Annotated in this window: 26 protein-coding genes; 12 read left to right on the top strand and 14 right to left on the bottom strand. The window is 62.6% G+C overall.

Going from position 1 to position 26,087, the window contains the following annotated elements; translation table 11 throughout:
* Positions 1-119: 119 nt before the first annotated feature.
* The 5 genes from ASC86_RS00935 to ASC86_RS00915 all read right to left on the bottom strand — a co-directional run bounded on the left by ASC86_RS00935 (position 120) and on the right by ASC86_RS00915 (position 4,526).
* Positions 120-749: a CvpA family protein gene (locus tag ASC86_RS00935; protein WP_056314973.1), complete on the bottom strand. Its 630-nt coding sequence runs from the start codon at positions 747-749 to the stop codon at positions 120-122.
* Between the two features lie 146 nt (positions 750-895).
* Positions 896-2,299, bottom strand: coding sequence for a DNA repair protein RadA (gene radA / locus ASC86_RS00930; RefSeq protein WP_056314971.1), 1,404 nt, complete (start codon positions 2,297-2,299; stop codon positions 896-898).
* Positions 2,299-2,667 (bottom strand): type II toxin-antitoxin system RelE/ParE family toxin, encoded by a 369-nt coding sequence (locus ASC86_RS00925; RefSeq protein WP_244477497.1) that lies wholly within the window; start codon positions 2,665-2,667, stop codon positions 2,299-2,301. The genes radA and ASC86_RS00925 overlap by 1 nt, the downstream gene beginning before the upstream one ends.
* Entirely contained in the window at positions 2,606-2,869 is a 264-nt protein-coding gene (locus tag ASC86_RS00920; RefSeq protein ID WP_056314968.1) for a type II toxin-antitoxin system ParD family antitoxin, read from the bottom strand. The genes ASC86_RS00925 and ASC86_RS00920 overlap by 62 nt, the downstream gene beginning before the upstream one ends.
* Positions 2,870-3,023: 154 nt before the next feature.
* The gene (locus ASC86_RS00915; RefSeq protein ID WP_056314966.1) at positions 3,024-4,526 is read right to left on the bottom strand and encodes a replicative DNA helicase; all 1,503 of its coding nucleotides are present in this window, start codon (positions 4,524-4,526) and stop codon (positions 3,024-3,026) included.
* A 334-nt stretch (positions 4,527-4,860) separates the two neighbouring features.
* Between ASC86_RS00915 and ASC86_RS00910 the strand changes: the two genes are divergently transcribed.
* The 3 genes from ASC86_RS00910 (at position 4,861) to ASC86_RS00900 (ending at position 8,096) form a co-directional block, all read left to right on the top strand.
* Positions 4,861-5,307, top strand: a complete 447-nt coding sequence (locus tag ASC86_RS00910; protein WP_056314964.1) for a MarR family transcriptional regulator — start codon at positions 4,861-4,863, stop codon at positions 5,305-5,307.
* A 151-nt stretch (positions 5,308-5,458) separates the two neighbouring features.
* Complete coding sequence (locus tag ASC86_RS00905; RefSeq protein WP_056318059.1) at positions 5,459-7,027, top strand: MFS transporter; 1,569 nt, start codon at positions 5,459-5,461, stop codon at positions 7,025-7,027.
* Between the two features lie 19 nt (positions 7,028-7,046).
* Positions 7,047-8,096, top strand: coding sequence for an HlyD family secretion protein (locus ASC86_RS00900; protein WP_056314962.1), 1,050 nt, complete (start codon positions 7,047-7,049; stop codon positions 8,094-8,096).
* 63 nt (positions 8,097-8,159) lie between these two features.
* On the opposite strand, the gene rplI is transcribed toward ASC86_RS00900, so the two are convergent.
* The 5 genes from rplI to ASC86_RS00875 all read right to left on the bottom strand — a co-directional run bounded on the left by rplI (position 8,160) and on the right by ASC86_RS00875 (position 12,922).
* Complete coding sequence (gene rplI / locus ASC86_RS00895; RefSeq protein WP_056314960.1) at positions 8,160-8,735, bottom strand: 50S ribosomal protein L9; 576 nt, start codon at positions 8,733-8,735, stop codon at positions 8,160-8,162.
* A 19-nt stretch (positions 8,736-8,754) separates the two neighbouring features.
* Entirely contained in the window at positions 8,755-9,726 is a 972-nt protein-coding gene (locus ASC86_RS00890; protein WP_056314958.1) for a hypothetical protein, read from the bottom strand.
* A 192-nt stretch (positions 9,727-9,918) separates the two neighbouring features.
* Positions 9,919-10,167 (bottom strand): 30S ribosomal protein S18, encoded by a 249-nt coding sequence (gene rpsR, locus ASC86_RS00885; protein WP_056314955.1) that lies wholly within the window; start codon positions 10,165-10,167, stop codon positions 9,919-9,921.
* A gap of 18 nt (positions 10,168-10,185) precedes the next feature.
* On the bottom strand, positions 10,186-10,632 hold the full coding sequence (gene rpsF, locus ASC86_RS00880; protein WP_056314953.1) for a 30S ribosomal protein S6: 447 nt from the start codon (positions 10,630-10,632) through the stop codon (positions 10,186-10,188).
* A gap of 289 nt (positions 10,633-10,921) precedes the next feature.
* A complete protein-coding gene (locus tag ASC86_RS00875) occupies positions 10,922-12,922 on the bottom strand; it encodes an EAL domain-containing protein (RefSeq protein ID WP_056318056.1) in 2,001 nt (666 codons plus the stop codon).
* Positions 12,923-13,195: 273 nt separating this feature from the next.
* Here ASC86_RS00875 and ASC86_RS00870 point away from each other — a divergent pair, with 273 nt between their 5' ends.
* On the top strand, positions 13,196-14,239 hold the full coding sequence (locus tag ASC86_RS00870) for a class I SAM-dependent methyltransferase (RefSeq protein WP_056314950.1): 1,044 nt from the start codon (positions 13,196-13,198) through the stop codon (positions 14,237-14,239).
* Positions 14,240-14,302: 63 nt separating this feature from the next.
* Here ASC86_RS00870 and ASC86_RS00865 read toward each other — a convergent pair whose 3' ends face one another.
* Positions 14,303-15,277, bottom strand: a complete 975-nt coding sequence (locus ASC86_RS00865) for a nucleoside recognition domain-containing protein (RefSeq protein WP_056314948.1) — start codon at positions 15,275-15,277, stop codon at positions 14,303-14,305.
* Positions 15,278-15,396: 119 nt separating this feature from the next.
* Here ASC86_RS00865 and ASC86_RS00860 point away from each other — a divergent pair, with 119 nt between their 5' ends.
* Positions 15,397-15,849, top strand: a complete 453-nt coding sequence (locus ASC86_RS00860) for an Lrp/AsnC family transcriptional regulator (RefSeq protein WP_056314946.1) — start codon at positions 15,397-15,399, stop codon at positions 15,847-15,849.
* Positions 15,850-15,888: 39 nt separating this feature from the next.
* On the opposite strand, the gene ASC86_RS00855 is transcribed toward ASC86_RS00860, so the two are convergent.
* Complete coding sequence (locus ASC86_RS00855) at positions 15,889-16,932, bottom strand: aldo/keto reductase (protein WP_056314944.1); 1,044 nt, start codon at positions 16,930-16,932, stop codon at positions 15,889-15,891.
* A gap of 253 nt (positions 16,933-17,185) precedes the next feature.
* Here ASC86_RS00855 and fabD point away from each other — a divergent pair, with 253 nt between their 5' ends.
* The 7 genes from fabD (at position 17,186) to gmk (ending at position 24,104) form a co-directional block, all read left to right on the top strand.
* Positions 17,186-18,130, top strand: a complete 945-nt coding sequence (gene fabD / locus ASC86_RS00850; RefSeq protein WP_056314942.1) for an ACP S-malonyltransferase — start codon at positions 17,186-17,188, stop codon at positions 18,128-18,130.
* Between the two features lie 30 nt (positions 18,131-18,160).
* Positions 18,161-18,898, top strand: a complete 738-nt coding sequence (gene fabG / locus ASC86_RS00845; protein WP_056314940.1) for a 3-oxoacyl-[acyl-carrier-protein] reductase — start codon at positions 18,161-18,163, stop codon at positions 18,896-18,898.
* Between the two features lie 317 nt (positions 18,899-19,215).
* Positions 19,216-19,452 carry an acyl carrier protein gene (locus tag ASC86_RS00840; protein ID WP_056314938.1) on the top strand — a complete coding sequence of 79 codons (237 nt, stop codon included), beginning with the start codon at positions 19,216-19,218 and terminating at the stop codon, positions 19,450-19,452.
* Positions 19,453-19,673: 221 nt separating this feature from the next.
* Positions 19,674-20,936 carry a beta-ketoacyl-ACP synthase II gene (gene fabF / locus ASC86_RS00835; RefSeq protein WP_056314935.1) on the top strand — a complete coding sequence of 421 codons (1,263 nt, stop codon included), beginning with the start codon at positions 19,674-19,676 and terminating at the stop codon, positions 20,934-20,936.
* A gap of 272 nt (positions 20,937-21,208) precedes the next feature.
* Positions 21,209-22,387, top strand: a complete 1,179-nt coding sequence (gene mltG, locus ASC86_RS00830; protein ID WP_056314933.1) for an endolytic transglycosylase MltG — start codon at positions 21,209-21,211, stop codon at positions 22,385-22,387.
* A gap of 164 nt (positions 22,388-22,551) precedes the next feature.
* Positions 22,552-23,439, top strand: a complete 888-nt coding sequence (locus ASC86_RS00825) for a YicC/YloC family endoribonuclease (protein WP_056314931.1) — start codon at positions 22,552-22,554, stop codon at positions 23,437-23,439.
* 2 nt (positions 23,440-23,441) lie between these two features.
* Positions 23,442-24,104 carry a guanylate kinase gene (gene gmk / locus ASC86_RS00820; protein ID WP_056314930.1) on the top strand — a complete coding sequence of 221 codons (663 nt, stop codon included), beginning with the start codon at positions 23,442-23,444 and terminating at the stop codon, positions 24,102-24,104.
* A 120-nt stretch (positions 24,105-24,224) separates the two neighbouring features.
* On the opposite strand, the gene rsmA is transcribed toward gmk, so the two are convergent.
* Entirely contained in the window at positions 24,225-25,055 is an 831-nt protein-coding gene (gene rsmA, locus ASC86_RS00815; RefSeq protein WP_056314928.1) for a 16S rRNA (adenine(1518)-N(6)/adenine(1519)-N(6))-dimethyltransferase RsmA, read from the bottom strand.
* On the bottom strand, positions 25,055-26,083 hold the full coding sequence (gene pdxA, locus ASC86_RS00810; RefSeq protein WP_056314926.1) for a 4-hydroxythreonine-4-phosphate dehydrogenase PdxA: 1,029 nt from the start codon (positions 26,081-26,083) through the stop codon (positions 25,055-25,057). Before pdxA ends, rsmA begins: the two co-directional genes overlap by 1 nt.
* Positions 26,084-26,087 lie beyond the last annotated feature (4 nt).

The following is a 26,087-nucleotide window of genomic DNA, read 5'->3' as shown; positions in this document are numbered from 1 at the left end:
GGAGCGCATATCGTATCGGATCGCCGGCCCGTCAAGTCGCGAGGGTTGAAGGGACGGCATGGCATCATTGCAAAACGGACGAGGCCCGCCGGAGCGGGCCTTCATTCTATCATCGGAGTTCAGCCGTTGGTAGCGGGGGCGTCATCCGCGGGCGCCTGGTCGGCCGGGGCCTGATCGGCAGGCGCCTGGTCGGCCGGAGCGGCCGGCGTGTCGTTGTCGTCCTGAGCTGCCGGGTTCTTGCCGCGCAGGCGGTCGAGGATCGTCGCATCGGCATTTTCCGGCAGGAGCGCGATCAGCTTGCCGCCGAGATTGTCGAGCAGCGGCTTGGATTTCGCCTGGGTCACCCACACCGGCTGCTGCTGCGGTGCGACCAGCCAGTTGAAGAACAGCATGGCGACGACGACGAGCAACACGCCGCGGGCAGCCCCGAACAGGAAGCCTAGTGTGCGATCAAGCGCGCCGATGCGGCTGTCGATGATGAAATCGGCGATCCGCATGGTGATGAACGAGATGACGATCAGCGCCACCAGGAAGATGACGCCGGCGGAGCCCGCCATCGCGACCGGATCGCTGGTCGTGTACTGCTTCGCATAGGGCACGAGATAGGGATAGAGGAAATAGGCGGCAGCGGCAGCGCCCACCCAGCTTGCGACCGACAGGACTTCTCGGGAGAAACCGCGGACCATTGCCAGAATGGCGGAAAACAGCGCGACGCCGAGAACGATGCCGTCGAGAATTGTAATGGGCATGTTGACCTACTCCGAACCCGCTTGACGGCGGCCTCATTGCGATATGTGCGAACCCTATACAGCATCCCGCGTCGGACGTCGCGGCAGCGATAGGGTGTGAACACTGTTTTCACCGGATTTTCATGGGGTTTGCCCGTAAAATCCCGTCAGTATTCGTCATCCGCCTGCTTCAGCGCGCCCTTCGACCCGGCAATGCGCGCCACCAGATCCGGAAGAGCCTCCATCTCGCTCCAGCGCAGGCCCGTTCCCTTGGGAAGGTCCGGCGAAGCCGATGGCAGGACCGCCTGTGAAAAGCCGAGCTTTTCGGCTTCTTTAAGGCGTTGGGCGGTGTGCGCAACCGGCCGGATGGCCCCCGACAGGCTGACTTCGCCGAAATAGACGCAATCCGGCGGAAGGGCAAGGCCGGCAAGCGATGAAACGAGTGCCGAGGCGACGGCCAGATCCGCCGCCGGCTCGGTGATCCGATAGCCGCCCGCGACATTGAGATAGACATCGTGCTGCCCGAGCCGCACACCGCAATGGGCCTCGAGCACCGCAAGGATCATCGATAGCCGCGCCGAATCCCAGCCGACGACGGCGCGTCGGGCCGTGCCGAGCGAGGTCGGCGCGACCAGCGCCTGCACCTCGACCAGCACCGGCCGCGTGCCCTCCATGCCGGCAAAGACCGCAGCGCCCGGTGCCTTGGCATTGCGCTCGCCGAGGAAAAGCTCGGAGGGATTGGTGACTTCGCGCAAACCCTTGTCCGACATTTCGAAGACGCCGATCTCGTCGGTCGGCCCGAAACGGTTCTTGACGGTGCGCAGGATGCGGTAGTGGTGGCCGCGGTCGCCCTCGAAATAAAGCACTGCGTCGACCATATGCTCGACGACGCGCGGCCCGGCGATCTGGCCTTCCTTGGTGACGTGACCCACGAGCACGACAGTCGCCCCGGTCTGCTTGGCAAAGCGGATCATCGCCTGCACGCCGGTTCTCACCTGCGTCACCGTGCCGGGGGCGGAATCGACGATGTCGCTCCACAGCGTCTGGATCGAATCGATGATCACCAGATCCGGCCGCTTGCCTTCGCCGAGCGTGGCAAGAATGTCCTCGACATTGGTTTCCGCCGCGAGCAGCACGTCGGTCTCGGCAGCACCCAGTCGTTGAGCCCGCAGACGAACCTGTGCCACGGCCTCTTCGCCCGAGACATAGATGACCCGGTGTTTCAGGCGGGCCAACGCGGCCGCGGCCTGCATCAGCACGGTCGATTTGCCAATGCCGGGATCGCCGCCGATCAGCACCGCCGAGCCACGCACGAAGCCGCCGCCGGTTGCCCGGTCAAGCTCGGAAATGCCGGTCGCGATGCGTGGCGCTTCCTCGATCTCGCCGGAAAGGGTGGTGAGCGCCACCGGGCGGCCTTTCTTCGGCGTCTTGCCTGGCCCGCCGCCGATGCCGCCCATCGGGTCTTCCTCGACGATGGTATTCCACTGGCCGCAGCCTTCGCATTTGCCGACCCAGCGCGGATGCACCGTGCCGCAGTTCTGGCAGATGAATTGAGTACGGGCTTTCGCCATCAGGTCTCGCTTTCGGGGAAGTCTTGGGAAGAAATGTCCTGGCGTCCGTGCAGGATGCGGACGACGTAGATATGGGATTTCTCGACCCGGAAATAAATACAACGGTCGCGATAAGGTATGGAGCGTAAATTTGGCCGAAGCGCGTGTCGCGCAATACCGGTCAAACCGGTTTCGGCAATCTTTTCGATTTTCAGGTTGATATCGAGAATGAAGCGGGCCGCGGCGTTTGGATTGGTCTCTGCGATGTATCTGTAGATGGAGCGGAGGTCTGCTCGTGCTGCCCGTGAGAAGATCGGCTTGCGGCTCTTAATCGTCATGCTTGCCGTTGATGATATCGTCGAGCAGTGCTTCACTGCTTTCGTATTCATAGACCCGTCCGGCAGCGATGTCGTCGAGGCCTTCATCGATCAGCCGCTTCAACTCGGCCAATTTCACCTCATCCCGTTCGAGAAGCCGCAGTCCCGCCCGGACGACTTCACTGGCATTGTTGAAGCGGCCGGTCTCGACCTGACGGGTGATGAAGGCGTCGAAATGATCGCCGATGACGTAGGATTTCTTGGTGTTGGACATGAAAGACACTCCCTGTCGTGGCGTCGATCTTCATTGCAGGTCGTCCGCAAGGCAGCAGTCTAACACGAAGTAGGAACAGTTCCTACTCTACAGCGCCCCCCGAGGATGCCGCCCGAGGCCGGTCAGCATCCCATAGCCTATCGTGCCGATTGCTTCAGTGTTCCTCGTATTGCGAGAACGACGGGTCCGCCAGATCGGTAAACCGGGTGAATTCCGACTGGAAGGCGAGCTTCACCGTGCCGGTCGGTCCGTGACGCTGCTTGGCGATGATCACGTCGGCCGTGCCCTTCACCTTTTCGAACTGCATCTTCCATTCTTCGTATTTCGGGTCGAACTCGTCGCGCGGCTCGAGGTTCTTGACGTAGTATTCCTCGCGGAACACGAAGAGCACCACGTCGGCGTCCTGCTCGATCGAGCCGGATTCACGCAGGTCGGAAAGTTGCGGCCGCTTGTCTTCGCGGCTTTCCACCTGACGCGAGAGCTGCGAGAGCGCGATGATTGGCACGTTCAGCTCCTTGCCGAGCGCCTTGAGACCGGTGGTGATCTGGGTGATTTCCTGCACGCGGTTTTCGTTGGATTTGCCCGAGCCGGTCATCAGCTGGATATAGTCCACCACGAGGCAATCGAGGCCGCGCTGACGCTTGAGACGGCGGGCGCGGGCCGAAAGCTGGGCGATCGAGATACCACCGGTCTGGTCGATATAGAGCGGCACCTTCTGCATCATCTGGCTGCAGGCGACGAGCTTTTCAAAATCCGCCTCGGAAATGTCACCGCGGCGGATTTTCGAGGAGGAGACTTCCGTCTGCTCGGAGATGATACGCGTCGCCAGCTGTTCCGACGACATTTCGAGCGAGTAGAAACCGACGACGCCACCGTTCTTGGCCTTGAACGATCCGTCAGCCTGCACCTCAGGCTCGTAAGCCGCGGCGATGTTGTAGGCGATGTTGGTGGCAAGCGAGGTCTTGCCCATGCCGGGGCGTCCGGCGAGCACGATCAAGTCGGAGCGCTGCAGGCCGCCCATGCGGGCGTCGAGCGAGTGGATGCCGGTGGAGATGCCCGACAGCGAGCCGTCGCGCTCGAAGGCCTGTCCGGCCATGTCGATCGCCAATGCAACTGCGTCGTTGAACGACTGGAAGCCGCCGTCGTAGCGTCCGGTTTCGGCGAGTTCGAACAGGCGGCGTTCGGCGTCTTCGATCTGGCCCTGCGGCGGCATGTCGAGCGGCGCGTCATAGGCGATGTTGACCATGTCCTCGCCAATGGTGATCAACGAGCGGCGCAATGCCAGATCGTAGATGGCCCGGCCATAGTCCTCGGCGTTGATGATCGTCACGGCATTGGCGGCAAGCTGCGCCAGATATTGCGAGATCGTCATCTCGCCGACCTTCTGGTCGCCCGGCAGGAAGGTCTTCACCGTCACCGGATGGGCGGTCTTGCCCATGCGGATGATGTCGCCGGCCACCTCGTAAATCTTGCGGTGCAGCGGCTCGTGCAGATGCACTGGCTTCAGGAAGTCCGAAACACGGTAGAAGGCGTCGTTGTTGACGAGGATAGCGCCGAGCAGCGCCTGTTCGGCCTCCAGGTTGTTGGGGGCTTCGCGATACTGCGGTTCAGACTGGTCCTTGGCCGCCGGGGCCAGTTTTCGCGCGATCTCGTTCATGGGCTGTCGTCTCTCCGTTCACCGCATCGGTTTAGGCTTCGCGCGCGCCGGGTCAAGGGGCTTCATGGCCCGTGGCCATCCGGGAGGCCCGTACTGCTGCCGTGTGCCCGATGTCCACAGGCTGCCCGTGACAAACGCCAAAAGCGCATTTTTCCGTTGACCGTGGCGCGCATGCCGAATCTCGGCACAGCATGCGCAAATCTACCACGCCTGGAGCCGAGACAGGAAGATTCGTCATGGCTGCCGCGCATCTTTGCCGGGTTGAAAACATCGGCGGCTTCGACTAGATAGGGATAAAATAATTAGCAAGCTAGTAATATGTAAAAGGTATAAAATGTCCGAACCCATCACCGACCGCGAACTCTTCGACGCCCTTGCGAATGTCAATCGCAAGCTGCGCGTGCTGTTCGATGCACGGGTGAAGGAAACGGGCCTTACCTTGTCGCGTGCCCGCGTGCTGTTCACGCTGCTGCGCCGGAATGGCCTCAACCAGCGGGAGCTGGCCGAGGAACTGGGCATCGAGACGCCGACCATCGTCCGCCTGCTGGACGGCATGGAGAAACAGGATTTCGTCGAGCGGCGGCTGGAGGCGAGCGACCGCCGCACCAAGCGCATTCACCTCACGGCCCACGGCCGCCAAAGCGCGGAGGAAATCGAGGAAGTCGCCCGCAAGATCCGGGTCGAGGTGCTGGAAGGTATTGATCCCGAGGAAAAAAGAGTGACGCTGAAGGTGGTCAACACCGTCATCGACAACATCCTCCAGCGGATCGGCAAGGAGTAGGGCAGTGAGCGTCATGCCACGTCAGGTCGGGGAAGAAGAGCGGATCGCCTTTGAAGCCGCAGGCGCCGTGCCGGAAGACACGCCCGTCGTGCCGGGTGCGCCGGTGCAGGAAGAAAATCCCGCGCCGGCCGCTCCGGTCGCGCCGCCGCGGATGAAGCCGCAGAAGGCAACCCTCTATATCTTCACATCCATTCTCGCCGCCCTGACGCAAGGGCTCGGCATGAACCTCATGTCCGCCAATATCTACCAGCTGCAAGGATCGCTCTCGGCGACGGTCAACGAGCTCGCCTGGCTATCAGCCGTCTATCTCGCGCCCTATGCCAGCATGTCGCTGGCGCTGTTCAAGATCCGCACGCAATACGGCCTGCGCCCCTTCGCCGAGCTTGGCATCGTCTGTTTCGTGCTGGCGACGATCGCCAACCTGTTCGTGTCGGATTTTCACTCGGCCCTTGTCGTGCGCTTCATCAGCGGCATGGCGGCTGCGCCGCTCTCGACTATCGGCTTCCTCTACATGCTCGAAGCCTTCCCGCCGGAAAAGAAGCTGACGCTCGGCCTCAGCCTGTCGCTCACCAATACGCTGCTCGCCGCCCCGCTCGCCCGCATCATCTCGCCGAGCCTTCTGTCTTTCGGCGGTTATCATGCGCTCTATACCTTCGAGATGGCGCTGGCGTTGATTCTCCTGCCGTTCATCTATCTGCTGCCGATCACCGCACCGCCGCGCATAAAGGTGATCCAGAAGATGGATATCTTCAGCTACCTGATCCTCGCCTGCGGTTTCGGGTGTCTCGCGGTGTTCCTGACGCTTGGCCGCCTTTACTGGTGGTTCGAAGCGTGGTGGCTCGGCGCGCTGCTGGCGGCGGCGATCGGCCTGCTCACCGTCTTCGCCGTCATCGAGCTGAACCGGCAATCGCCGCTGATAGATCTGCGCTGGGTGTTCAGCTGGCCGAACCTGCACATGGCGGCGGTGCTCATCGTTTTCCGCACGGTCGCTTCCGAGCAATCGACGACGGCTGCCAATTTCTTCCAGCAGATCGGCCTCACCAACGACCAGACGGTGATGCTCTATACGGTCATTCTCTGCGCCTCGATTACCGGCGGTCTCGTCTGTGCCTTCCTGATGACCACCCGCCACGTCGATCTCGCCCACGTGCTTGCGCTGATCCTGATCGGCACCGGCGCCTATCTGGACAGCAATTCCACGGCGCTGACCCGGCCGGAACAGATGTATCTGAGCCAGGCCATGGTCGCCGCCGGTGCCGCCATGTTCCTGCCGCCGGCCATGGCTGCGGGGCTGAAGACGGTGTTTGCCAAGGGCATCCCCTATATCGTCAATTTCCTCGTGATCTTCCTGTTCACCCAGAGCATCGGCGGCTCGATGGCCTCGGCAGCACTCGGCACCTTCGTCACGCTGCGCGAAAAATTCCATTCGAGCGTGCTGGTGGAAAAGATCGTGTTGAGTGATCCGCTCGTCGCCCAGCGCGTCTCCCAGCTCGCCGGCGCCTATGGCAAGGTCATCACCGACAAGACGCTGCTGAATGCCGAAGGTCTGACACTGCTCGGCCAGCAGGTCAGCCGCGAGGCCTATATCATGGCCTATAACGATACCTTCCTGACGATCGCCGCCGTCTCGGCCATCTCGCTCTTCTTCCTCCTGATGCACCTTGGCTGGCGTTTTCTCGCCCGTCGCTTCACGGCTCCCGCTGCTGCCATACCCGCCTGATCAAACCCTGGACCTGACAATGCTGAAAGCCCTTCGTTCTTCGTCGACCATCATCACGTTGCTTGCCGGCATCGCCGGCGTGCTGCTGGCGCTCTATGCCTGGCGCCTGCCGCCGTTCGCGACATCCGTCGAAACCACCGACAATGCCTATGTCCGCGGCATGGTCACGCTGATGAGCCCGCAGGTCAGCGGTTATGTGGTGGAGGTCCCGGTCAAGGATTATCAGGCGGTGAAGCAGGGCGACCTGCTGGTGCGCATCGACGACCGGACCTATGTGCAGAAGCTCGCCCAGGCCGAGGCCTCGCTCGCCGCCCAGAAGGCGACGCTTGCCAATTCCCACCAGTCGGAGCTTTCCGCCAAGGCCAACATCACAGCAGCCGAAGCCCAGCTTGCAGGCAGCAGGGCCGCAGAAAAACGCGCCGAACTCGCCTGGAACCGCGTGCAAGGCCTGAACGAACGCAACATCGCCCCGACCAGCGATGTCGAGCAAGCCCGCGCCACCCTCGATCAGGCGAAGGCCACCGTCGCCCAGCACGAAGCCGCCCTCGACGTCGCGCGTCAAAACCTGCAGACGATTATCGTCAATCGCGCATCGCTGGAGGCTGCGGTCTCCGGTGCCGAGGCGACGGTCGAGCTTGCAAGGATCGATCTCGGCAACACCCGCATCGTCGCCCCGCGCGACGGCCATGTCGGCGAAGTCGGTGCCCGCGTCGGCCAGTACGTGACCGCCGGCACCCAGCTTCTCGCCGTCGTGCCGGAGGATCTGTGGATCGTCGCCAACTTCAAGGAAACCCAGCTTGACGGCATGCAGGTCGGCCAGCCCGTCACATTCACCGTCGATGCCTTCAAGGGCAGCGCGCTGAAGGGCCATATCGAGCGCTTCTCGCCGGCCGCCGGCTCCGAATTCGCTGTCATCAAGGCCGACAATGCCACCGGCAATTTCACCAAGATCGCCCAGCGCGTCGGCGTGCGCGTTTCCATCGATCCCGGACAGGCGCTTGCCGACCGGCTGTCACCCGGCCTTTCGGTCATCGTCCGCATCGACAAGGCGGCAGAACCTTCATCCTGAACGAAAAAAGCCCGGATCGGCGAACCGATCCGGGCTTTTCTTTAAGCTCTTTCGAGCCGACGATTATTCTTCGTCAGCGTCGTATTCAGCTTCCGGGTTGAAGAAGTCTTCCGGCTTCAGGGCATCTTCGTCAACGCCGTAGATAGCTTCGACGGAGGTCAGGTCTTCACCCTTGGCCTGACGCTCGGCTTCGTCGGTCGAGCGGGCAACGTTGATGTTGACGGAGATTTCGACTTCCGAATGCAGGTGCAGGGTTACGGCGTGCAGGCCGATCGACTTGATCGGGTGGTTCAGGTCGACCTGGTTGCGGCCGATGTTGAAGCCTTCGGCAGCCAGCGTCTCGACGACGTCGCGAGCAGCAACCGAACCGTAGAGCTGGCCGGTTTCGCCAGCGGAGCGAACGACGATGAAGGACTTGCCGTCGAGCTTTTCAGCAACGGCCTGGGCTTCGGACTTGCGCTCGAGGTTACGGGCTTCGAGGGTCGCGCGCTCGGCGTCGAAACGCTTGCGGTTGGCTTCGTTGGCGCGCAGGGCCTTGCCGAGCGGCAGCAGGTAGTTGCGTGCAAAGCCGTCGCGAACCTTTACGGTTTCGCCCATCTGGCCGAGCTTGGCAACGCGTTCAAGGAGAATAACGTCCATGAGAGTGTCCTTTCGAGTTTCAGTTGTCTTTGGTTTCAGTTGTTTTCCCGGTCGGTGACAGGGCGATGGCTCGCCGCGTATCCATCAGGCCCGACAGGAGAAAGAAGAATGCCGGTATCGTGAACAGCGCCACCGACAGGTATCCGATCCACAGCACGGGCAGCCGCCAGGACTTGCCGCGCGTGCGGAAATGAAAGACGGCAAAGCCGGAAAGCAGAAAACCCGCGCCGAACGTGCCGCAGATCAGCGCGCCGAGCGCCCCGAGGGTGCCGCCGGCAAAGCAGAGCAGCAGGCCGCCCAGAAAGGCGAAGATCGCATAACGGTGCATGCGCAGTGTCGAGGGCATGTCCTCGCGCGGGCGCAGATTGTTGCCGGCGATCTGGGTGATGCGGGTGGCGATGTAATAGATCGCAAACAGCATCAGCACCCACATCGCACCCTGCACCATCGGCAGGGCGATGGAGAACACGGCCTTGAACTGGGCGAGCGTGTCGGCATCCGGGTTGTAGAGCGGCTCCTGCGCCTTCAGCGCTTCCAGCACAAGCTCCACCATGCGGTCGGACATCGACTTGTCGTAGCCGACGACGAGGCCGACAATGATCATGCCGACGGTCACGAGACCCGCAAGCTGCGTCAGGATATCGGACAGCGGATACCAGGCCATCGCATCGTCCGGGCCGCCGAGTTCGGAAGCGGGCCGTGCGAGATTGGCGAGATGGCTGAGCCAGGCTGCCGGAACGAGCGTGATGACGAGAAAGAGGAGCGAGAAATAGGGCGAGACCATCACCGAGCCGATGAGCCCGGCAACGACGACGGCGAGGATGGCCGCGACATTGCCCCAGCCGAGACCGGCAATCAGGATCGGCAGCGCGGACCCTGCGTAAAGCGCGATCGCAAGCGACGACTGCGTGTTCGCGCCAAGCGAAAGCAAGGCGGCGGTCACACCGGCAAGGGCGCCGATCAGCAGCGATGTCGAGTTTACGGTCTTCACGTTCGCTGTCCTGCTATCAAGCAGTTAGAGGCTTTTCTTGAGAAAGAGCCCCAACATGGGTTTGAGCGCCAGAGCGCCGGTTTGCCGATCCGCGCCCAACGCGGAAGGGAAAAGGTGAGGCGATGCCGACAGGCCTTCGCCTCACCTTAAGTCAGTTACCGCGGAGTCAGGAGACTCACGCAGAGTCGAGCCTTAGGCTACGACGTAGGGCAGCAGGCCGAGGAAACGGGCGCGCTTGATCGCCTGGGCGAGTTCGCGCTGCTTCTTCTGGGAAACGGCCGTGATGCGGGACGGAACGATCTTGCCGCGCTCGGAAATGTAGCGCTGCAGGAGACGGATGTCCTTGTAGTCGATCCGCGGAGCGTTTGCGCCCGAGAAGGGGCAGGTCTTGCGGCGACGGTGGAACGGGCGGCGTGCCGGAGCGGAAGAAATATCAGCCATTGTCTTTTCTCCTAAACCTTATGCACGGTCTTCGCGCGGACGGCGCGGACGGTCTTCGCGGTCACCACGGTCCGGACGCGGACCACGGTCGCCGAAGCTGCGCTCCGGACGGTCGCCGTCACGGCGCGGACGGTCGTCACGGTCGCGCTTCTGCATCATGGCAGACGCGCCTTCTTCGTGCTTCTCGACAGCGATGGTCATGTAGCGAAGAACGTCTTCGTTGATGCGCATCTGGCGCTCGACTTCATGAACGGCCGGTGCCGGAGCATCGATGTCCATGAGAACGTAGTGAGCCTTGCGGTTCTTCTTGATGCGGTAGGTGAGGGACTTGAGGCCCCAGTTCTCGACGCGACCGACCTTACCGCCGTTCGCTTCGATGACGCCCTTGTACTGTTCGACGAGGGCATCGACCTGCTGGGCGGAAATATCCTGCCGAGCGAGGAATACGTGTTCATAAAGAGCCATTGTGGCTACCTTTCTTGCGTTAAACATCACCCGGAAATCGGCGGCTAAGCCTCAACGACTGTTCTTATTGGCTTTGAAAAGCCGGCAAGAAAGTGTTGTTTCGAGACGGTCGAGAGCGGAGACACGGGAGGCTGGACCCCTTTGGTCCGGACAGGTTTCTTAATTGGAAAACCGGCCCTCCGTTCAGCCACCAGCCAGAAGACCGGGTGTTTCGAACAGGGCGGCTTATACGGATTTCTGCCGAAATGGCAAGGGCCGGTCCCAAGAAAAACCGGCAGGGAAGGGCGTTCTAGCGCCGCAGCGGCGTCAGTGCGCGCACATTGACCGGCGTCTTGTCGGCGGGGCTGGCGCGAAACCGCTCTGAGGGCTCCGGCCGTCCGACATAGTAGCCCTGCACCTGGTCGATGCGGAATTTGTGCATGAGGGCGAGCTGCGCCTCTGTCTCCACGCCTTCCACCAGGATCTTGTGGCCGCGATTGCGGATAAGGCCGATGATATCCTGCAGCATCGCCTTGCCGCGCTCCTCGCCGCAATCGTGCAGGAAGGAGCGGTCGATCTTGACGGTATCGAAATCGATGAGCCGCAGCCAGGAGAGGCCGGCAAAGCCCGTGCCGAAATCGTCGAGCCAGATGCGGATACCGAGCATCTTCAGGTCGCTGATGCAGCGCAGGATGTCCGAATCCATCTCCATTTCGAGACCTTCGGTGATCTCGAAGGCAAGCCGCCCCCCGGCAACGCCGGTCTCGCCGAGAATGGCGGCGACCGAGGCGGAAAAGCCGGGAGCCTTCAGCTGGATCGGCGAGACGTTGACGCTGGCGACCGGGACGAGATTGCTCGCCAGCATGTCGCGGCAGACGGTGCGGACCGCCCAGCGGCCGAGTTCGAGAATCGCACCAGTGCGCTCGGCGACGGGAATGAACAGGCTCGGCGGAACCGGCGTGCCGTCGAGCATCTTCAGTCGCATTAGTGCTTCGGCCGCATCGAGCCTGCCGGAGACGACATTGCGGATCGGCTGGTAGACCATCGAGACGAGATCCTGCTCGATGGCGATCTTCAGGATCGCGGCGATGTTCTCGCTGTCGTCGCTGCTGTGCGGATCGTTCGGATCGAAGAGCTTGATGCCGTTGCGGCCGCTGGCCTTGGCGGCATAGAGCGCCCGGTCGGCCTCGTGGATGATCTTTTCGAGCTTCGAGCCGGCATTGCGGGTGAACGACGCGCCGATGCTGACGGTGACGACCGAGGTGCCGTCGCGCCGCTGGCCGTGGGGAAGGTCCATGGCGCGCACGGTGCGGCAGATGATCTCGGCAAGCTTGCCCGCCTCTTCGCGGGTTTCGAGCCGGGCCAGCACGATGAATTCCTCGCCGCCGTAGCGGCCGATGGTGGCGTTGTAGGGCTCGATCGCGTCGCTCAGGGCATTGGCGACGAGGATCAGGCAGCGGTCACCTTCCTGATGACCGTAGAAATCGTTGTAATGTTTGAAGAAATCGACGTCGATCAACAGGACGGCGAAGTTGCGGCCGTATTTCTGCCAGCCTTCCCAGCAGGCGCGCAGCCGCTGATCGACGCAGCGCCGGTTCTCAAGCCCGGTCAGCGGATCGGTGTTGGAAAGACGAAGCAGCGCCTTGCCGCGCTCGGTCGCTTCCTTCTGCTGGAAGCGGGCTTCCAGCGCATTGAGGAAGACCTTGTAGCGCTCCTTGTTGAGCTTGAAGTTCACATAGGAGGTGAAGACGAAGCAGGAGACGCAGAAGGCGCCGAGCGTCAGCTTCTGCAGGTCGGCCATCGCCGGAAAGGCATAGAGCGAACTGAGGAAGATCAGCATGATCGTCACGGAGGCGACGAGCGCCAGCCGGAACTGGAAGCTGAAGAACAGGTTGACGCTCATCATGAAGATGGCGCCGAACACCATGTAATAGGAGATCGCCTGCGAATGCGCCGTCATCTGGGCGGTGTAGAGCCAGCCCGCATAGGCGAAAACCACGGCGGTCGCCGACCATGCGTCGATGGCATCGGCACTGGCCTTGGTGCGTATCTGGGTTTCGAGGGTGGTCAGCGCGAGAATGCCGACCACGAAGCGCGCGGCGATGGTGTAGACCGCGACATCCGGCACGACGAGCATATCGGTCAGCGAATAGAGCAGATAGGCCGCGACCGCGATCCACAGGCCCTGCCGCGTCGCGCGCTTGCGGGGCGCTTCGCTTTCCTCGCGATAGAGCGTGCGCAGTTCCGCACTCGCCGGTCTCGGCGGCTCGTGCTGCAGCTCAATCTCAACGTCGGCCAGTGTGTGCCTCATGCACCATCCATTGCGTTGCGGCTTGGTTTCCGGCGCGAGGTTCATTCCTGCAACCGGCAATCAGTCCCGTGCATTCTTCATCGCCGGCAACCGCACGGCGAGCCATGGCACGGTGCGGGAACCGTAGCCGATCGGCATTAAGTTTGTCTAAACTCGCCAAAACACAGGGTTTTTATGAATAGTTAACCATATCTATCGAAAACTTGATCCATTGCTGGAACTCCGCGCAATCTTACGCATAATGTTAACATCCTGGTAACCAAAGAGGTTCGTGTGTCTCAGCTTCAGATTGCCCTCGACGGCCAAAGTCTCATCACTCCCCAAGCCATCACCACCGAACTGTCCTCTTCCAAGACACATCTCCACGACGAGCAACTGCCTGTTGCCAAGGGCGAACTTGCCATCGTGATGCGAATTGCGACGCAACGTATCGAAGAGGGGGGGAATCCGGCCGAAGCCGTGAAGTGGCTGATCGGCGCGCTGCACGATCTCCGCCGCAAATTCGAGCCCAGCATCTGGCAGGAACTGATCCCGATCGTGCAGGCGCATTCGTCGGCGAAGGTGTTCCAGCAATGCCCGTTCACCCGCTGGTCTTTCGAAAAGCCGCGCGGTTATTCCGGCGATGCCAGCCTCATCGATTTCATCTACGGCCACCCGGCCGTCGATCACGAGGTGGCGAAGTGCACGCAGCTCGGGCTCGATATCTATGAATATACCCGCAATGCTCCAGGCCCTGTCGCCGTGCGTGAACGCCGCGATATCCTGACGCGCTATGTCGATGAGCTTGCCGCGGAAAAGGGCGAGGATTTCGAAATCCTGACGGTCGCCGCGGGTCATTTGCGCGAGGCCGACACGTCGGTCGCACTCAAGGAAGGCCGCATCAAGCGCTGGGTCGCGCTCGATCAGGACCCGATCAGCATCGGCTCGATCACCCGCGATTTTCAGGGCACGGTGGTCGAGGCCATCGACGGCTCGGTGCGCGGGCTCTTGAGTAAGAAGCACAAGCTCGGCACCTTCGATTTCATCTATGCGGCCGGTCTTTACGACTATCTGAACGACAAGGTGGCGATCAAGCTCACGCAGACCTGCATGAACATGCTGAAGCCCGGCGGCGTCTTCCTCTTCGCCAACTTCGCCGAAGGCATGGCCGATGACGGCTACATGGAATCCTACATGAACTGGGTGCTGTTGCAGCGCTCGGAAGCCGACATGTGGAACGTCATCAATTCCAGCGTCGAGCGCAACGGCGTCGATGCCGAGGTCTGGTTCGGCGAAAACCGCAACATCGTCTACGGCACGATCCGCAAGCACGGCTGATAGTCACCTGCCGGACATTCATGAGGCATCCCGCGGCGCACCCGCCGCGGGATGCCTTTTTCGTCAGGCTTCCGCTTTTCTGCCTTGCAGCCGAAACATCCGCGCAAAGAACGTCTCGTCCGACAGGCGGTGAAGCACGGCGGCAATAATAGCGGTCGCTGCCATCGCAAAGACGAGTCGCCCGACAAGCACGCCGTAAACATCGGCGCCGAGCGAGATCACGATCAGCGTGTCCTCGATCACGCTGTGGGCAAAGCCCATGAACACGCAGGACAGAAAAATCTGCCGCGGCGAGACCGAGCCCGACCGCGCCTCGCGGATCAGCAGGCCGGCCCCATAGGAAATCCCGAGGAACAGGCCGACGGCCGTCAGATGCCCCGCTTCCCCGCGAATGCCGGCAATCCGCAAAACCGGGGCGAGCGCCGTCATCATCAAGTCCAGCAATCCCGTTACTTTCAGGATTTCAAGCGCCCAGGAGAGGGTGAGCAGGATGACGAACATCCAGACCATCGTCTCGCCGAGACCGAGAAAATAGGTGGCCCAATCGGGCGTGGCGCCCATCGGAATCCAGGCCGGAGCGACCGGAGCCGACAGCCAGCCCGTCGCCGTGAGGACGCGGTGCAGCAGAAACGCATAGAGCAAGCCGCCGCCAAGGCGCAGCACCGTCGTCGCGATCATGCCCGGCCCGGCCTTCTGGATGATCTTCTGCTCGATTGGCAGGCCGTGGGCGAACAGGATCAGCGCCGAAAACACGGTGACGTCGGCCACGCTCAGCGAAGAGGCCGGAACGAGCGTGAAGATCAACGGGACGGCACCCCAGATGCCGACCAGCACCGCCGTCAGCCAGGCGAGGCCCAACTCCGGCGGCAAGCCGACCAGGTTCATGACGGGCTTGAAAGCAGGGGCGATCGCCTCGATCGCGCCCATTCGCGACAACAACTCCGTCAGGATCGCGACAGGGATCGTGATCTTGACGAGCACCCAGTAGATATCAAGTGTCTCCTGCGTCTTCTGCAGGACGGGTTTCAAAAACGGCATCGGAAAGCCTCCATCGGATGTCTCCCCTTGCTAACCCAGGCCGCTTCGCATTTTTGGTCAAAGATTGCACCTTCTTGCAATTTTATTGCAAATGCGGAGGCTGCAACTATGCTGTCGGAATGGACCGTATCGACCGCAAGCTTCTGAATCTCCTGCAGCGCGACGCCTCGCGCACCAATGTCGAAATGGCCGACGAGGTGGGCCTTTCGCCCTCCAGCTGCCTGCGCCGCGTGCAGCGGCTGCACAAATCGGGCGTGATCGAGCGCATCGTCGCGATCCTCAATCCCGCGAGAGCCGGGCGGGTGATCAAGGCCTTGGTGACGGTCGAGCTGAAGCTGCATGGCGAGCAGCATATGCGGCGCTTTCTCGACATGGCGATTGCCGAAGAGGCGGTCTCGCAAGCCTATGCCGTCACCGGCGCCTCGGATGTCATCCTGATGCTGCGCCTACGTGATATGGAAGAGTTCCACGCCCTCTGCGACCGGCTGTTTCAGGACGAAACCAATGTCGCCCGCTATGTCACGATGATCGTAATCCGCACGGCGAAGGAGGAGACGGCCATCCGTCTCTGATGGCGTGCCCGACCTTCGCCGGGCACGCGTTATTCTTCCTCAGATCGCCATCGGATAGATGCGGTAGATATCCGCAATGCCCTTCATCACGGCATCCGAAAGCTTCAGGTCTGCCGCCGCGATATCGTTCTTCAGCTGCGCCATCGAGGTCGCGCCGATGATGGCGGAGGCCATGAAGGGGCGGGTCAGGCAGAAGGCGATCGCCAGTTGCGCCGGGTCGATGCCATGGGCGCGCGCCAGTTCCGCATAGGCGGAAACGGCCGGCTCCTGATGCGGCGTGTAGCGCCCGCCGAGATCGCCGTTGATGGCAAGCCGCGAGCCCGCCGGCTTTTCGCCGCCGAGATACTTGCCGGTCAAAAGCCCGGCCGCCAGCGGCGAATAGGCGAGCAGGCCGATATTCTCGTGGTGCGAAACCTCGGCCAGATCGAGATCGTAGGCGCGGTAGAGCAGATTGTATTCGTTCTGGATCGAGGCGACGCGCGGCAGGCCGTGCTTTTCGGCGAGATGCAGCAGGTGCTGCGCACCCCAGGCCGTGTCGTTGGAAAGGCCGATGGCGCGGATCTTGCCGGCGCGCACCTGTTTGCCGAGCGCTTCGAGAATGGCGAGCAGGTCGGCGGCGACCTTTTCCCGGTCCTGCTTCGACGGATTATAGGTCCAGGCGTTGCGGAAATGGTAATGGCCGCGATTCGGCCAGTGCAACTGGTAGAGATCGACATAATCGGTCTTCAGTCGCTTGAGACTGGCATCGAGCGCCGGACCGATGGCGTCTGCCGTGATCGGGCCGCCATCGCGGATATAAGGACGACCCGGTCCGGCGATCTTGGTGGCCAGCACCACGTCGTCGCGGCGGCCGCGCTTTTCGAGCCAGTTGCCGATGATCCGCTCGGTATTGCCGTAGGTCTCGGCCGAAAGCGGCGTGGTCGGATAGAGTTCGGCGGTGTCGATGAAGTTGACGCCGTTTGCGAAGGCATAGTCGAGCTGTTCGTGTGCCTCGGCCTCGCTGTTCTGGGAGCCCCAGGTCATGGTGCCCAGGCAGATTTCAGAGACCTGGATGTCGGACGAGCCGAGCGATCGATAGCGCATAAGGGTGAACCTCGATTTGAAAAGCGGCGCCTGCGCGAACGGAAGGGGCGGCGGCAGCCGTTGCGAATGAAGATGGAAGCCGGCCGGAGGTTCCCATGTGGGAAGGAGCGGCAGAACTGTGTGCGGCGCAAACTTAAGACGCCTGCCGCCAGTTTCAAGCTGAAATTGTCGGTCTCCGCCATTTCCTGCCCGGAGCCAAACCTTGACTCGCGGCAAAGGAATGTGAATGGAGAAGAAAAGGAAAGGGTGACCCATGAGCGTTGCATTTACATTTCCCGGCCAGGGCAGTCAGGCTGTCGGCATGGGCAAGGAACTTGCCGAAGCCTTCCCGCAGGCCGCCGCCGTCTTCGCCGAAGTCGATGACGCCCTCGGCCAGAAGCTCTCCGACATCATGTGGAACGGGCCGGAAGAAACGCTGACGCTGACGGCAAACGCCCAGCCGGCCCTGATGGCCGTCTCTATCGCCGCGCTGCGTGTCCTCGAAGCGGGCGGTCTGGATCTGAAGTCCAAGGTCGCTTATGTCGCCGGCCATTCGCTCGGCGAATATTCGGCGCTCTGTGCCGCCGGCACCTTCTCGCTCGCCGATACCGCCCGCCTCCTGCGCATCCGCGGCAACGCCATGCAGGCGGCCGTTCCCGTCGGCAAGGGCGCGATGGCCGCGATCATCGGCCTCGAGCATGGCGATGTCGAAGCCGTCTGCACGGAAGCGTCCGCCCTCGGCGCCTGCCAGATCGCCAACGACAACGGCGGCGGCCAGCTCGTCATTTCGGGCGAGAAGGAAGCGGTCGAAAAGGCTGCAGCCCTTGCGACCGAAAAGGGCGCCAAGCGCGCCATCCTGCTTCCCGTGTCCGCGCCCTTCCATTCGAGCCTGATGGCGCCCGCCGCCGACGCCATGCGCGCGGCCCTCGCAGAGGTGAAGGCGTCGAACCCGATCGTGCCGCTGATCGCCAATGTGCGCGCCGCCCCGGTCACCGATGCCGCCACCATCACCGGCCTGCTGGTCGAGCAGGTCACCGGTCAGGTCCGTTGGCGCGAAACCGTGGAATGGTTCGGCAAGAACGGCGTCACCACTCTTTATGAGGTCGGCTCCGGCAAGGTGCTGACCGGTCTTGCCCGCCGCATCGATAAGTCGGTGACCGGCGTCGCTGTCAATACGCCCGCCGATATCGAAGCGGCTCTCAAGACACTTCTCGCTTAAAAGCGCGAACAAGAAACAAGGACGAAACCCATGTTCGATCTTTCCGGCCGCAAGGCCCTCGTCACCGGCGCATCCGGCGGCATCGGCGAAGAAATCGCCCGCATCCTCCATGCCCAGGGCGCCATCGTCGGCCTGCACGGCACCCGCGTCGAAAAGCTGGAAGAGCTTGCTAATTCGCTCGGTGAGCGCGTCCACCTGTTCCCGGCAAACCTCGCCGACCGCGCCGCCGTCAAGGCGCTCGGCGAAAAGGCTGAAGCCGATCTCGGCGGCGTCGATATCCTCGTCAACAATGCCGGCATCACCAAGGACGGCTTGTTCGTGCGCATGAGCGACGAGGACTGGGATGCGGTCATCGAGGTCAACCTCACCTCCGTCTTCCGCCTGACGCGCGAGCTGACCCACCCGATGATGCGCCGCCGCCATGGCCGCATCATCAACATCACCTCGGTCGTCGGCGTTACCGGCAATCCGGGCCAGGCCAACTACTGCGCCTCCAAGGCCGGCATGATCGGCTTTTCCAAGTCGCTCGCCCAGGAAATCGCCACCCGCAACGTCACCGTCAACTGCGTCGCCCCCGGCTTCATCGAGAGCGCCATGACCGGCAAGCTCAACGACAAGCAGAAGGATGCGATTATGGGCGCGATCCCCATGCGGCGCATGGGAACATCGGCGGAAGTGGCCTCCGCCGTCGCCTATCTCGCCTCCAACGAGGCCGGTTACGTCACCGGACAGACGATCCACGTCAACGGCGGCATGGCGATGATCTGATGCTGCTTTCGACCGCCGTTCGCGGCATGTTCGCGAGTGGCGGAAAAGAGCAGGGAAAAAGCCGGAAATTGCATGTTGACCAAGCCGTTGTCGGCGATTTTCAGGCTTTGCGCAGAAGTTAAACCGTGTTAATCGGGCCATGACTGTGCGCAGTCGGCGGAAGATGTGAAAGGCTTGAGGGCAGGCTTGTGGCAGCCCGCAGCCGCTCTTCCGATTGGCAAGGATTGCCGGGTGGACCGTCTTGGTCTATCAGGCATTATGGAGATACCGGCGTTAGAACGACGCCGGAGAAGAAAACAAAGGTCGAGGAATCCGACATGAGCGACACCGCAGAACGCGTGAAGAAAATTGTTATCGATCATCTTGGCGTTGACGCCGAGAAGGTTACCGAAGGCGCAAGCTTCATCGACGACCTCGGCGCTGACTCGCTCGACACCGTCGAACTGGTCATGGCTTTCGAAGAAGAATTCGGCGTCGAAATTCCGGACGATGCTGCCGATTCGATCCTGACGGTCGGCGACGCCGTCAAGTTCATCGAGAAGGCCCAGGCCTGATCTCGGCATAAGGCGGGGCGCGCCGCGGCCCGCCGCAAGCCCTTTCCTGGAGGGGAAGGGCGTGCGTTCCTCCGTGGAATGCAAAAGGGGCGGTTCAGGAAAGCCTCTCGGCTTCCGTACCTGGCCGCTTTATCGGCATTTTCAGGCATGGATGCACGGGTCCGTCAACACGCACGAGGTCCGCTCCGGCTCTGAAACAACAGGCAGGATGGATCACGGGCATGAGACGTGTCGTTATCACCGGTACCGGCATGGTATCTCCCTTGGGATGTGGTACCGAGGTGAGCTGGTCGCGGTTGCTGGCAGGCGAAAACGCCGCCCGCAAGGTGACTGAATTCGAGGTCGAGGACCTCCCGGCCAAGATCGCCTGCCGCATTCCCTTCGGCGACGGTACCAACGGCACCTACAATGCCGACGACTGGATGGAGCCGAAAGAGCAGCGCAAGGTCGATGCGTTCATCGTTTACGCAATGGCCGCTGCCAGCATGGCGCTCGACGATGCCGGCTGGCATCCCGAAAGCGACGACGACCAGATCGCCACGGGCGTTCTCATCGGCTCCGGCATCGGCGGCCTCGAAGGCATTGTCGAGGGTGGCTACACCCTGCGCGACAAAGGCCCGCGCCGCGTTTCGCCCTTCTTCATTCCCGGCCGCCTGATCAACCTTGCCTCCGGCCAGGTCTCGATCCGCCACAAGCTGCGCGGCCCGAACCATTCTGTCGTCACCGCCTGTTCCACCGGCGCGCACGCCATCGGCGACGCGGCCCGCCTGATCATGCTCGGCGATGCCGATGTGATGGTGGCCGGCGGCACCGAGTCTCCAATTTCGCGCATCGCGCTTGCCGGCTTCGCCGCCTGCAAGGCGCTTTCCACCCAGCACAATGACGAGCCGACCAAGGCCTCGCGCCCCTATGACGTCAACCGCGACGGCTTCGTCATGGGCGAGGGCGCCGGCATTGTCATCTTGGAAGAGCTGGAGCATGCGCTCGCCCGCGGCGCCAAGATCTATGCCGAAGTCGTCGGCTACGGCCTTTCGGGTGATGCCTACCACATCACCGCCCCCTCGGAAGACGGCGACGGCGCCTATCGCTGCATGAAGATGGCGCTGAAGCGTGCCGGGCTCGATCCGTCCGAGATCGACTACATCAACGCCCACGGCACCTCGACCATGGCCGACACGATCGAACTCGGCGCCGTCGAGCGCGTCGTCGGCGATGCCGCCTCGAACATTTCGATGTCGTCGACCAAGTCCGCCATTGGCCACCTGCTCGGTGCCGCCGGTGCCGTGGAAGCGATTTTCTGCGCGCTGGCGATCCGCGACAACATCGTGCCGCCGACGCTCAACCTCGACGATCCCTCGGTCGAAACCAAGATCGACCTGGTGCCGCACAAGGCGCGCAAGCGCAAGGTCGATGTCGCTTTGTCGAATTCCTTCGGTTTCGGTGGCACCAACGCTTCGCTGGTTTTGAAGCGCTATACGGCCTGAGCCTTCCATTGACGTTGCCCTCCGGCACTTGTGCCGGATGGAGCACGAATGTAGCCATAGGCGGGGATAATTTCGCGATTATCCTGCTTTTGCCGCATTGCTCGGCTCAAACGTGCGATGCGGGCGGTGGTCTGTCGACTTGATCTTCATGAAGACTGCGATTCGCCGTCGGCGACTGCCCATGAGTTTTTGCTTCTTCCCGGCTCTCTTCCGGAGTTCGCGTCGGGAAATCGAGACACAGGAATGGTGCGAACACCGGATTCAGGAAGATCGTGAGCGACGCAAACGAAAACAGCCCTCAGCCGTTCGGCCGTAGCGAGGCCGGCAGCAAGGGGCCTATTATCCCCAAATCGGCAAACGAGGCGCTTCGTCCCGAAAAGGTGCCGCAGCCGCAGAAGCGCTCGCGCAAGGCGCGCAGCCAGGTCGTCATCTTTCTGAATTTCCTGATGACGCTCGTCGTTTTCCTGACCATCGCCGCCGCCGGCACCGTCTATTATGCGATGACCTCCTATGAGGCGCCCGGTCCGCTGGCGGCCAACACCAATTTCATCGTCCGCAACGGCGCCGGCATCCAGGAGATCGCCTCCAATCTCGAGCGCAACAACATCGTCACCGATGGCCGCGTCTTCCGCTTCATGTCGGAAGCCTATCTCGACGACGACACGCTGAAGGCCGGCGAATACGAGATCAAGGCCGGCTCCTCGATGCAGGAGATCATGCAGCTCCTGAAGTCCGGCAAATCGATCCTCTATTCCGTCTCCCTGCCGGAAGGCCTGACGGTGAAGCAGATGTTCGACCGCCTGCGCAACGATCCGGTTCTCGAAGGCAACCTGCCGCAGGAGCTTCCGGCCGAAGGATCGCTACGGCCCGATACCTATAAGTTCTCGCGCGGCACCAAGCGCGCCGAGATCGTCGCCCAGATGTCGGCGGCGCAGAAGGCGCTGGTCGACCAGATCTGGGATCGCCGCGATCCGAACCTGCCGATCGCCACTCGCGAGGAATTCCTGACGCTCGCCTCGATCGTCGAGAAGGAAACCGGCATTGCCGACGAGCGTTCGCGCGTCGCCTCGGTCTTCCTCAATCGTCTCGACAAGGGCATGCGGCTGCAGTCCGACCCGACGATTATCTACGGCATCTTCGGCGGCGAGGGTAAGCCCGCCGACCGTCCGATCCTGAAATCCGACCTCGACAAGCAGACGCCCTACAACACCTACATGATCAAGGGCCTGCCGCCGACCCCGATCGCCAATCCGGGCCGGGCGGCGCTGGAAGCTGTCGCCAACCCCTCGCGCACGAAGGACCTCTACTTCGTCGCCGACGGCACCGGCGGGCACGTGTTCGCGACCACGCTGGATGAACACAATGCCAATGTCCGCCGCTGGCGCAAGCTGGAGGCCGAAAAGGCCGCCGCCGCCGGCAAGGCGGCCCCGGATGAGCCGGTTCAGGAGTAATCCCGAACGGCAGCTGTGGATCGTGCGGCCCCGGCGCGCTTACCCCTTGCGGGAGGCGCTGCCGGGGCCGTAAACATTTTGCCTAAAGCAATTCCAGCAAACGTGCGAAGCGCATCCGGGATTGCTCCAGAGATGAAGGCGTCTGATGGCGCCGGAGGATAACCATGCCATTGCAATCCATGACCGGGTTTGCCCGCCGCGAAGGCTCGTCCGGCCGATATCGCTGGGCGTGGGAACTGCGCTCCGTCAACGGCAAGGGGCTGGACCTGCGCCTGCGCCTGCCGCCCGGCACGGAAAACATCGAGGCGGACGTGCGGCGTCTTGCCGGCGAGATGTTTTCCCGCGGCAACATGCAGATCGGCCTGACGATCAGCGCCAGCGAGCTGGGCGTCGAGACGGTCGTCAACCAGGCCGCCCTCTCGGCCGTCCTGTCGCTGCGCGAACAGTTGACCGGCCTGATCGACCCCGCGCCGCTGCGCCTCGATACTTTGCTCGGTGTGCGCGGCATCGTCGAGTTCCGCGAGCCGGAGGAAAAAGAGGGCGAAAAGGCCGCCCGCGACGCCGATATCATGGCGGCCCTGCGCCTTGCGCTGCACGACATCATGATGATGCGCGAAACCGAGGGTGCCGCCCTCCATCACGTCCTCCTCGGCCAGATCGCCCGCATCGAAGAACTTGCCCGCACCATCGAGGCGGACACGTCGCGCAGCCCCGAGACGATTGCCACGCGCCTGTCGCATCAGGTGGCGCTCCTGATGGACGGCTCCACCTCCCTCGACCGTGACAGGCTTTATGCCGAAGTGGCGCTACTTGCCGCCAAGGCCGACATCCGCGAGGAGATCGACCGGCTGCATGCCCATGTCGCAGCCGCCCGTGATCTTCTCGAGAAGGGCGGTCCGGTCGGGCGCAAACTCGATTTCCTATCCCAGGAATTTAACCGCGAATCGAATACGATCTGTTCGAAGTCCAATGCGGCCTCCGTCACGGCGGCCGGCATTGAGTTGAAGGTCGTCATCGACCAGTTTCGTGAACAGGTCCAGAATCTGGAGTGACCATGAGCCCCGTCAGCCGCCCTTCGTCCATCAATATCCGCCGCCGCGGCCTCATGCTGGTGATTTCCTCGCCCTCCGGCGCCGGCAAGTCGACGATCGCGCGCAATCTGCTCGAAGCCGACCCGCAGATGAGCATTTCTGTCAGCGTCACCACCCGCCAGCGCCGCCCGAGCGAAATCGAGGGCCGTCACTATTACTTCAAGTCGATTCGTGAGTTCGAGGGCCTGCGCAAGGCCGATGCGCTGCTGGAATGGGCCGAGGTTCACGGCAATTTCTACGGCACGCCGCGCGACGCTGTTGAAGAAGCAATGGCCGAAGGCCGCGACATGCTGTTCGACATCGACTGGCAGGGCGCCCAGCAGCTTCAGGAAAAGATGGCCGGCGATGTCGTCTCGATCTTCATCCTGCCGCCAACCATGGCCGAGCTGCAATCGCGTCTTCACCGCCGCGCCGAAGACACCGAAGAGGTGATCGCCACCCGTCTCGCCAATTCCCGCTCGGAAATCGAGCATTGGCTGGAATACGATTACATCGTCGTGAACGAGGACCTGGACAGCGCCTTCGCCTCGGTCCGCGCCATCGTCGAAGCCGAGCGCCTGCGCCGTGACCGCCGTCCGGGCCTGTTCGATTTCGTCAATGGACTGCTGACTGAAAACCCGTTCTGAGGTTTCCCAAGGTGCGGCATTTCCCTTCTCCCCGCCTGCGGGGAGAAGGTGGCCGACAGGCCGGATGAGGGGTGAGGCTACCGATTCTCGGGGATTGGAGTTTGCTCCTCCGTCGCTCCGTCAAAGACAATTCGCCAACCGGCAGAATTCCTCGACGGACAAGGTTTCGGCCCGCCGCTGCGGATCGATCTCCGCCTTCGCCAGCAACGCCTCGCCGCCGAGCGATTTCACGCTCTGCCGCAGCATCTTGCGCCTTTGCCCGAAGGCTACCTGTGTTACGCGCTCCAGCGCTTCCACGCGGCAGGCAATGGGGTTTTCCCGCGGCTCCAGATGCACGACCGACGACGTCACCTTCGGCGGCGGCGTAAACGCCTGCGGCGGCACATCGAAGGCCATGCGCGCATGGGTGCGCCAGCCGCAAAGCACGCCGAGCCGCCCGTAATGATCGTCATCCTCTTCGGCAACGATCCTGAGCCCCACCTCGCGCTGGAACATCAGCGTCAGGGACTGGTAGAAGGGCGGCCACGATTTCGAAAGCAACCAGTTGACGAGCAACTGCGTGCCGACATTGTAGGGCAGGTTGGCGATGATCTTCACCGGGCTGCCATCCGTCACCAGCGTCTCGAAATCCACCCGCAGCGCATCGCCCTCGATCACCTCGAGGCGGCCAGGATAATGATTGGAAATTTCGGCCAGCGCCGGCAGGCAGCGGCTGTCGCGCTCGATGGCGATCACTTTCTTCGCCCCAAGCGACAGAATGGCCCGCGTTAAACCGCCGGGACCCGGCCCGACCTCGATCACCGTCACACCCTCCAGCGAGCCCGCCGTGCGGGCAATCTTCTGGGTCAGGTTGAGATCGAGCAGGAAATTCTGGCCGAGCGCCTTCTTGGCGTCGAGTCCGTGACGGGAGATCACGTCCCGCAGCGGCGGAAGTCCGTCGATGGCAGCCATCAGCCGGCCGTCCTTTCGGTGTTGTCGGCGAGTTCGCGGGCCATCCGAAGCGCCGCCATCAGGCTGTCGGAGCGGGCGACGCCCTTGCCGGCGAGGCTGAAGGCCGTGCCGTGGTCCGGCGAGGTACGAATGAAGGGCAGGCCAAGCGTGGCATTGACGCTGTCGTCGAAGCCCAGCGCCTTGGCCGGGATCAGCGCCTGATCGTGATACATGCAGATCGCCACGTCATAGGTGGCGCGGGCGCGGTCGTGGAACATGGTATCGGCGGGCAGGGGGCCGGCAACATCGTTGCCCTCGCGCTGCAGCCGCTCGATAACCGGACGGATGATCGTATCATCCTCCAGCCCGAGCGCCCCGCCTTCGCCGGCATGCGGGTTGAGGCCCGCCACGGCAAGCCGTGGACGCGCAAGCCCAAACCGCGCCTTGAGATCGGCGATGGTCACCGCGCAGGTGCGATAGATGAGATCGCCCGTCAGCGCCCCCGGCACATCCTTCAGCGGAATATGGATCGTCACCGGCACGGTCTTGAGCTTCGGCCCGGCGAGCATCATCACTGGCAGCAGCGGCTTGCCGGTCGCCCGTTCGCCGAGATCGGCCAGAAATTCCGTATGGCCGGGAAAGCCGAAGCCAGCATCGTAAAGCACGGATTTGGCGATAGGGCAAGTGACGACCGCCGCGGTCTCGCCGCCCAGCGTCAGCCGTACCGCTTCCTCGATGGCGCCGATGATAGCACCGGCATTGGCGCTGTCGGGCGTGCCTGCCACCACCGGCGCAGCACAAGGCATCGGAAGAACCGGCAGCGCATCCGCGAAGACGGAGCCCGCCTCGGCCGGCCCGGCTTCCTTGATGGCGATGTCATAGCCAAGTAGCTTAGCACGCGCCGAAAGCGCAGCCGGATCGCCGATCAATAGAAAGGGCGGGGTGTTCCAGTCGCGCCGCCTCAGCCAGACGTCAAGGCTGATATCGAGCCCGATGCCGGCCGGATCGCCCATGGAAAGCGCGAGCGGCGCCGCAGGGTGAGGGGTCATGAAG

Source organism: Rhizobium sp. Root1212 (assembly GCF_001424985.1).
Lineage (GTDB): Bacteria > Pseudomonadota > Alphaproteobacteria > Rhizobiales > Rhizobiaceae > Pararhizobium.
This window is presented reverse-complemented; position numbering and strand designations above follow the sequence as displayed.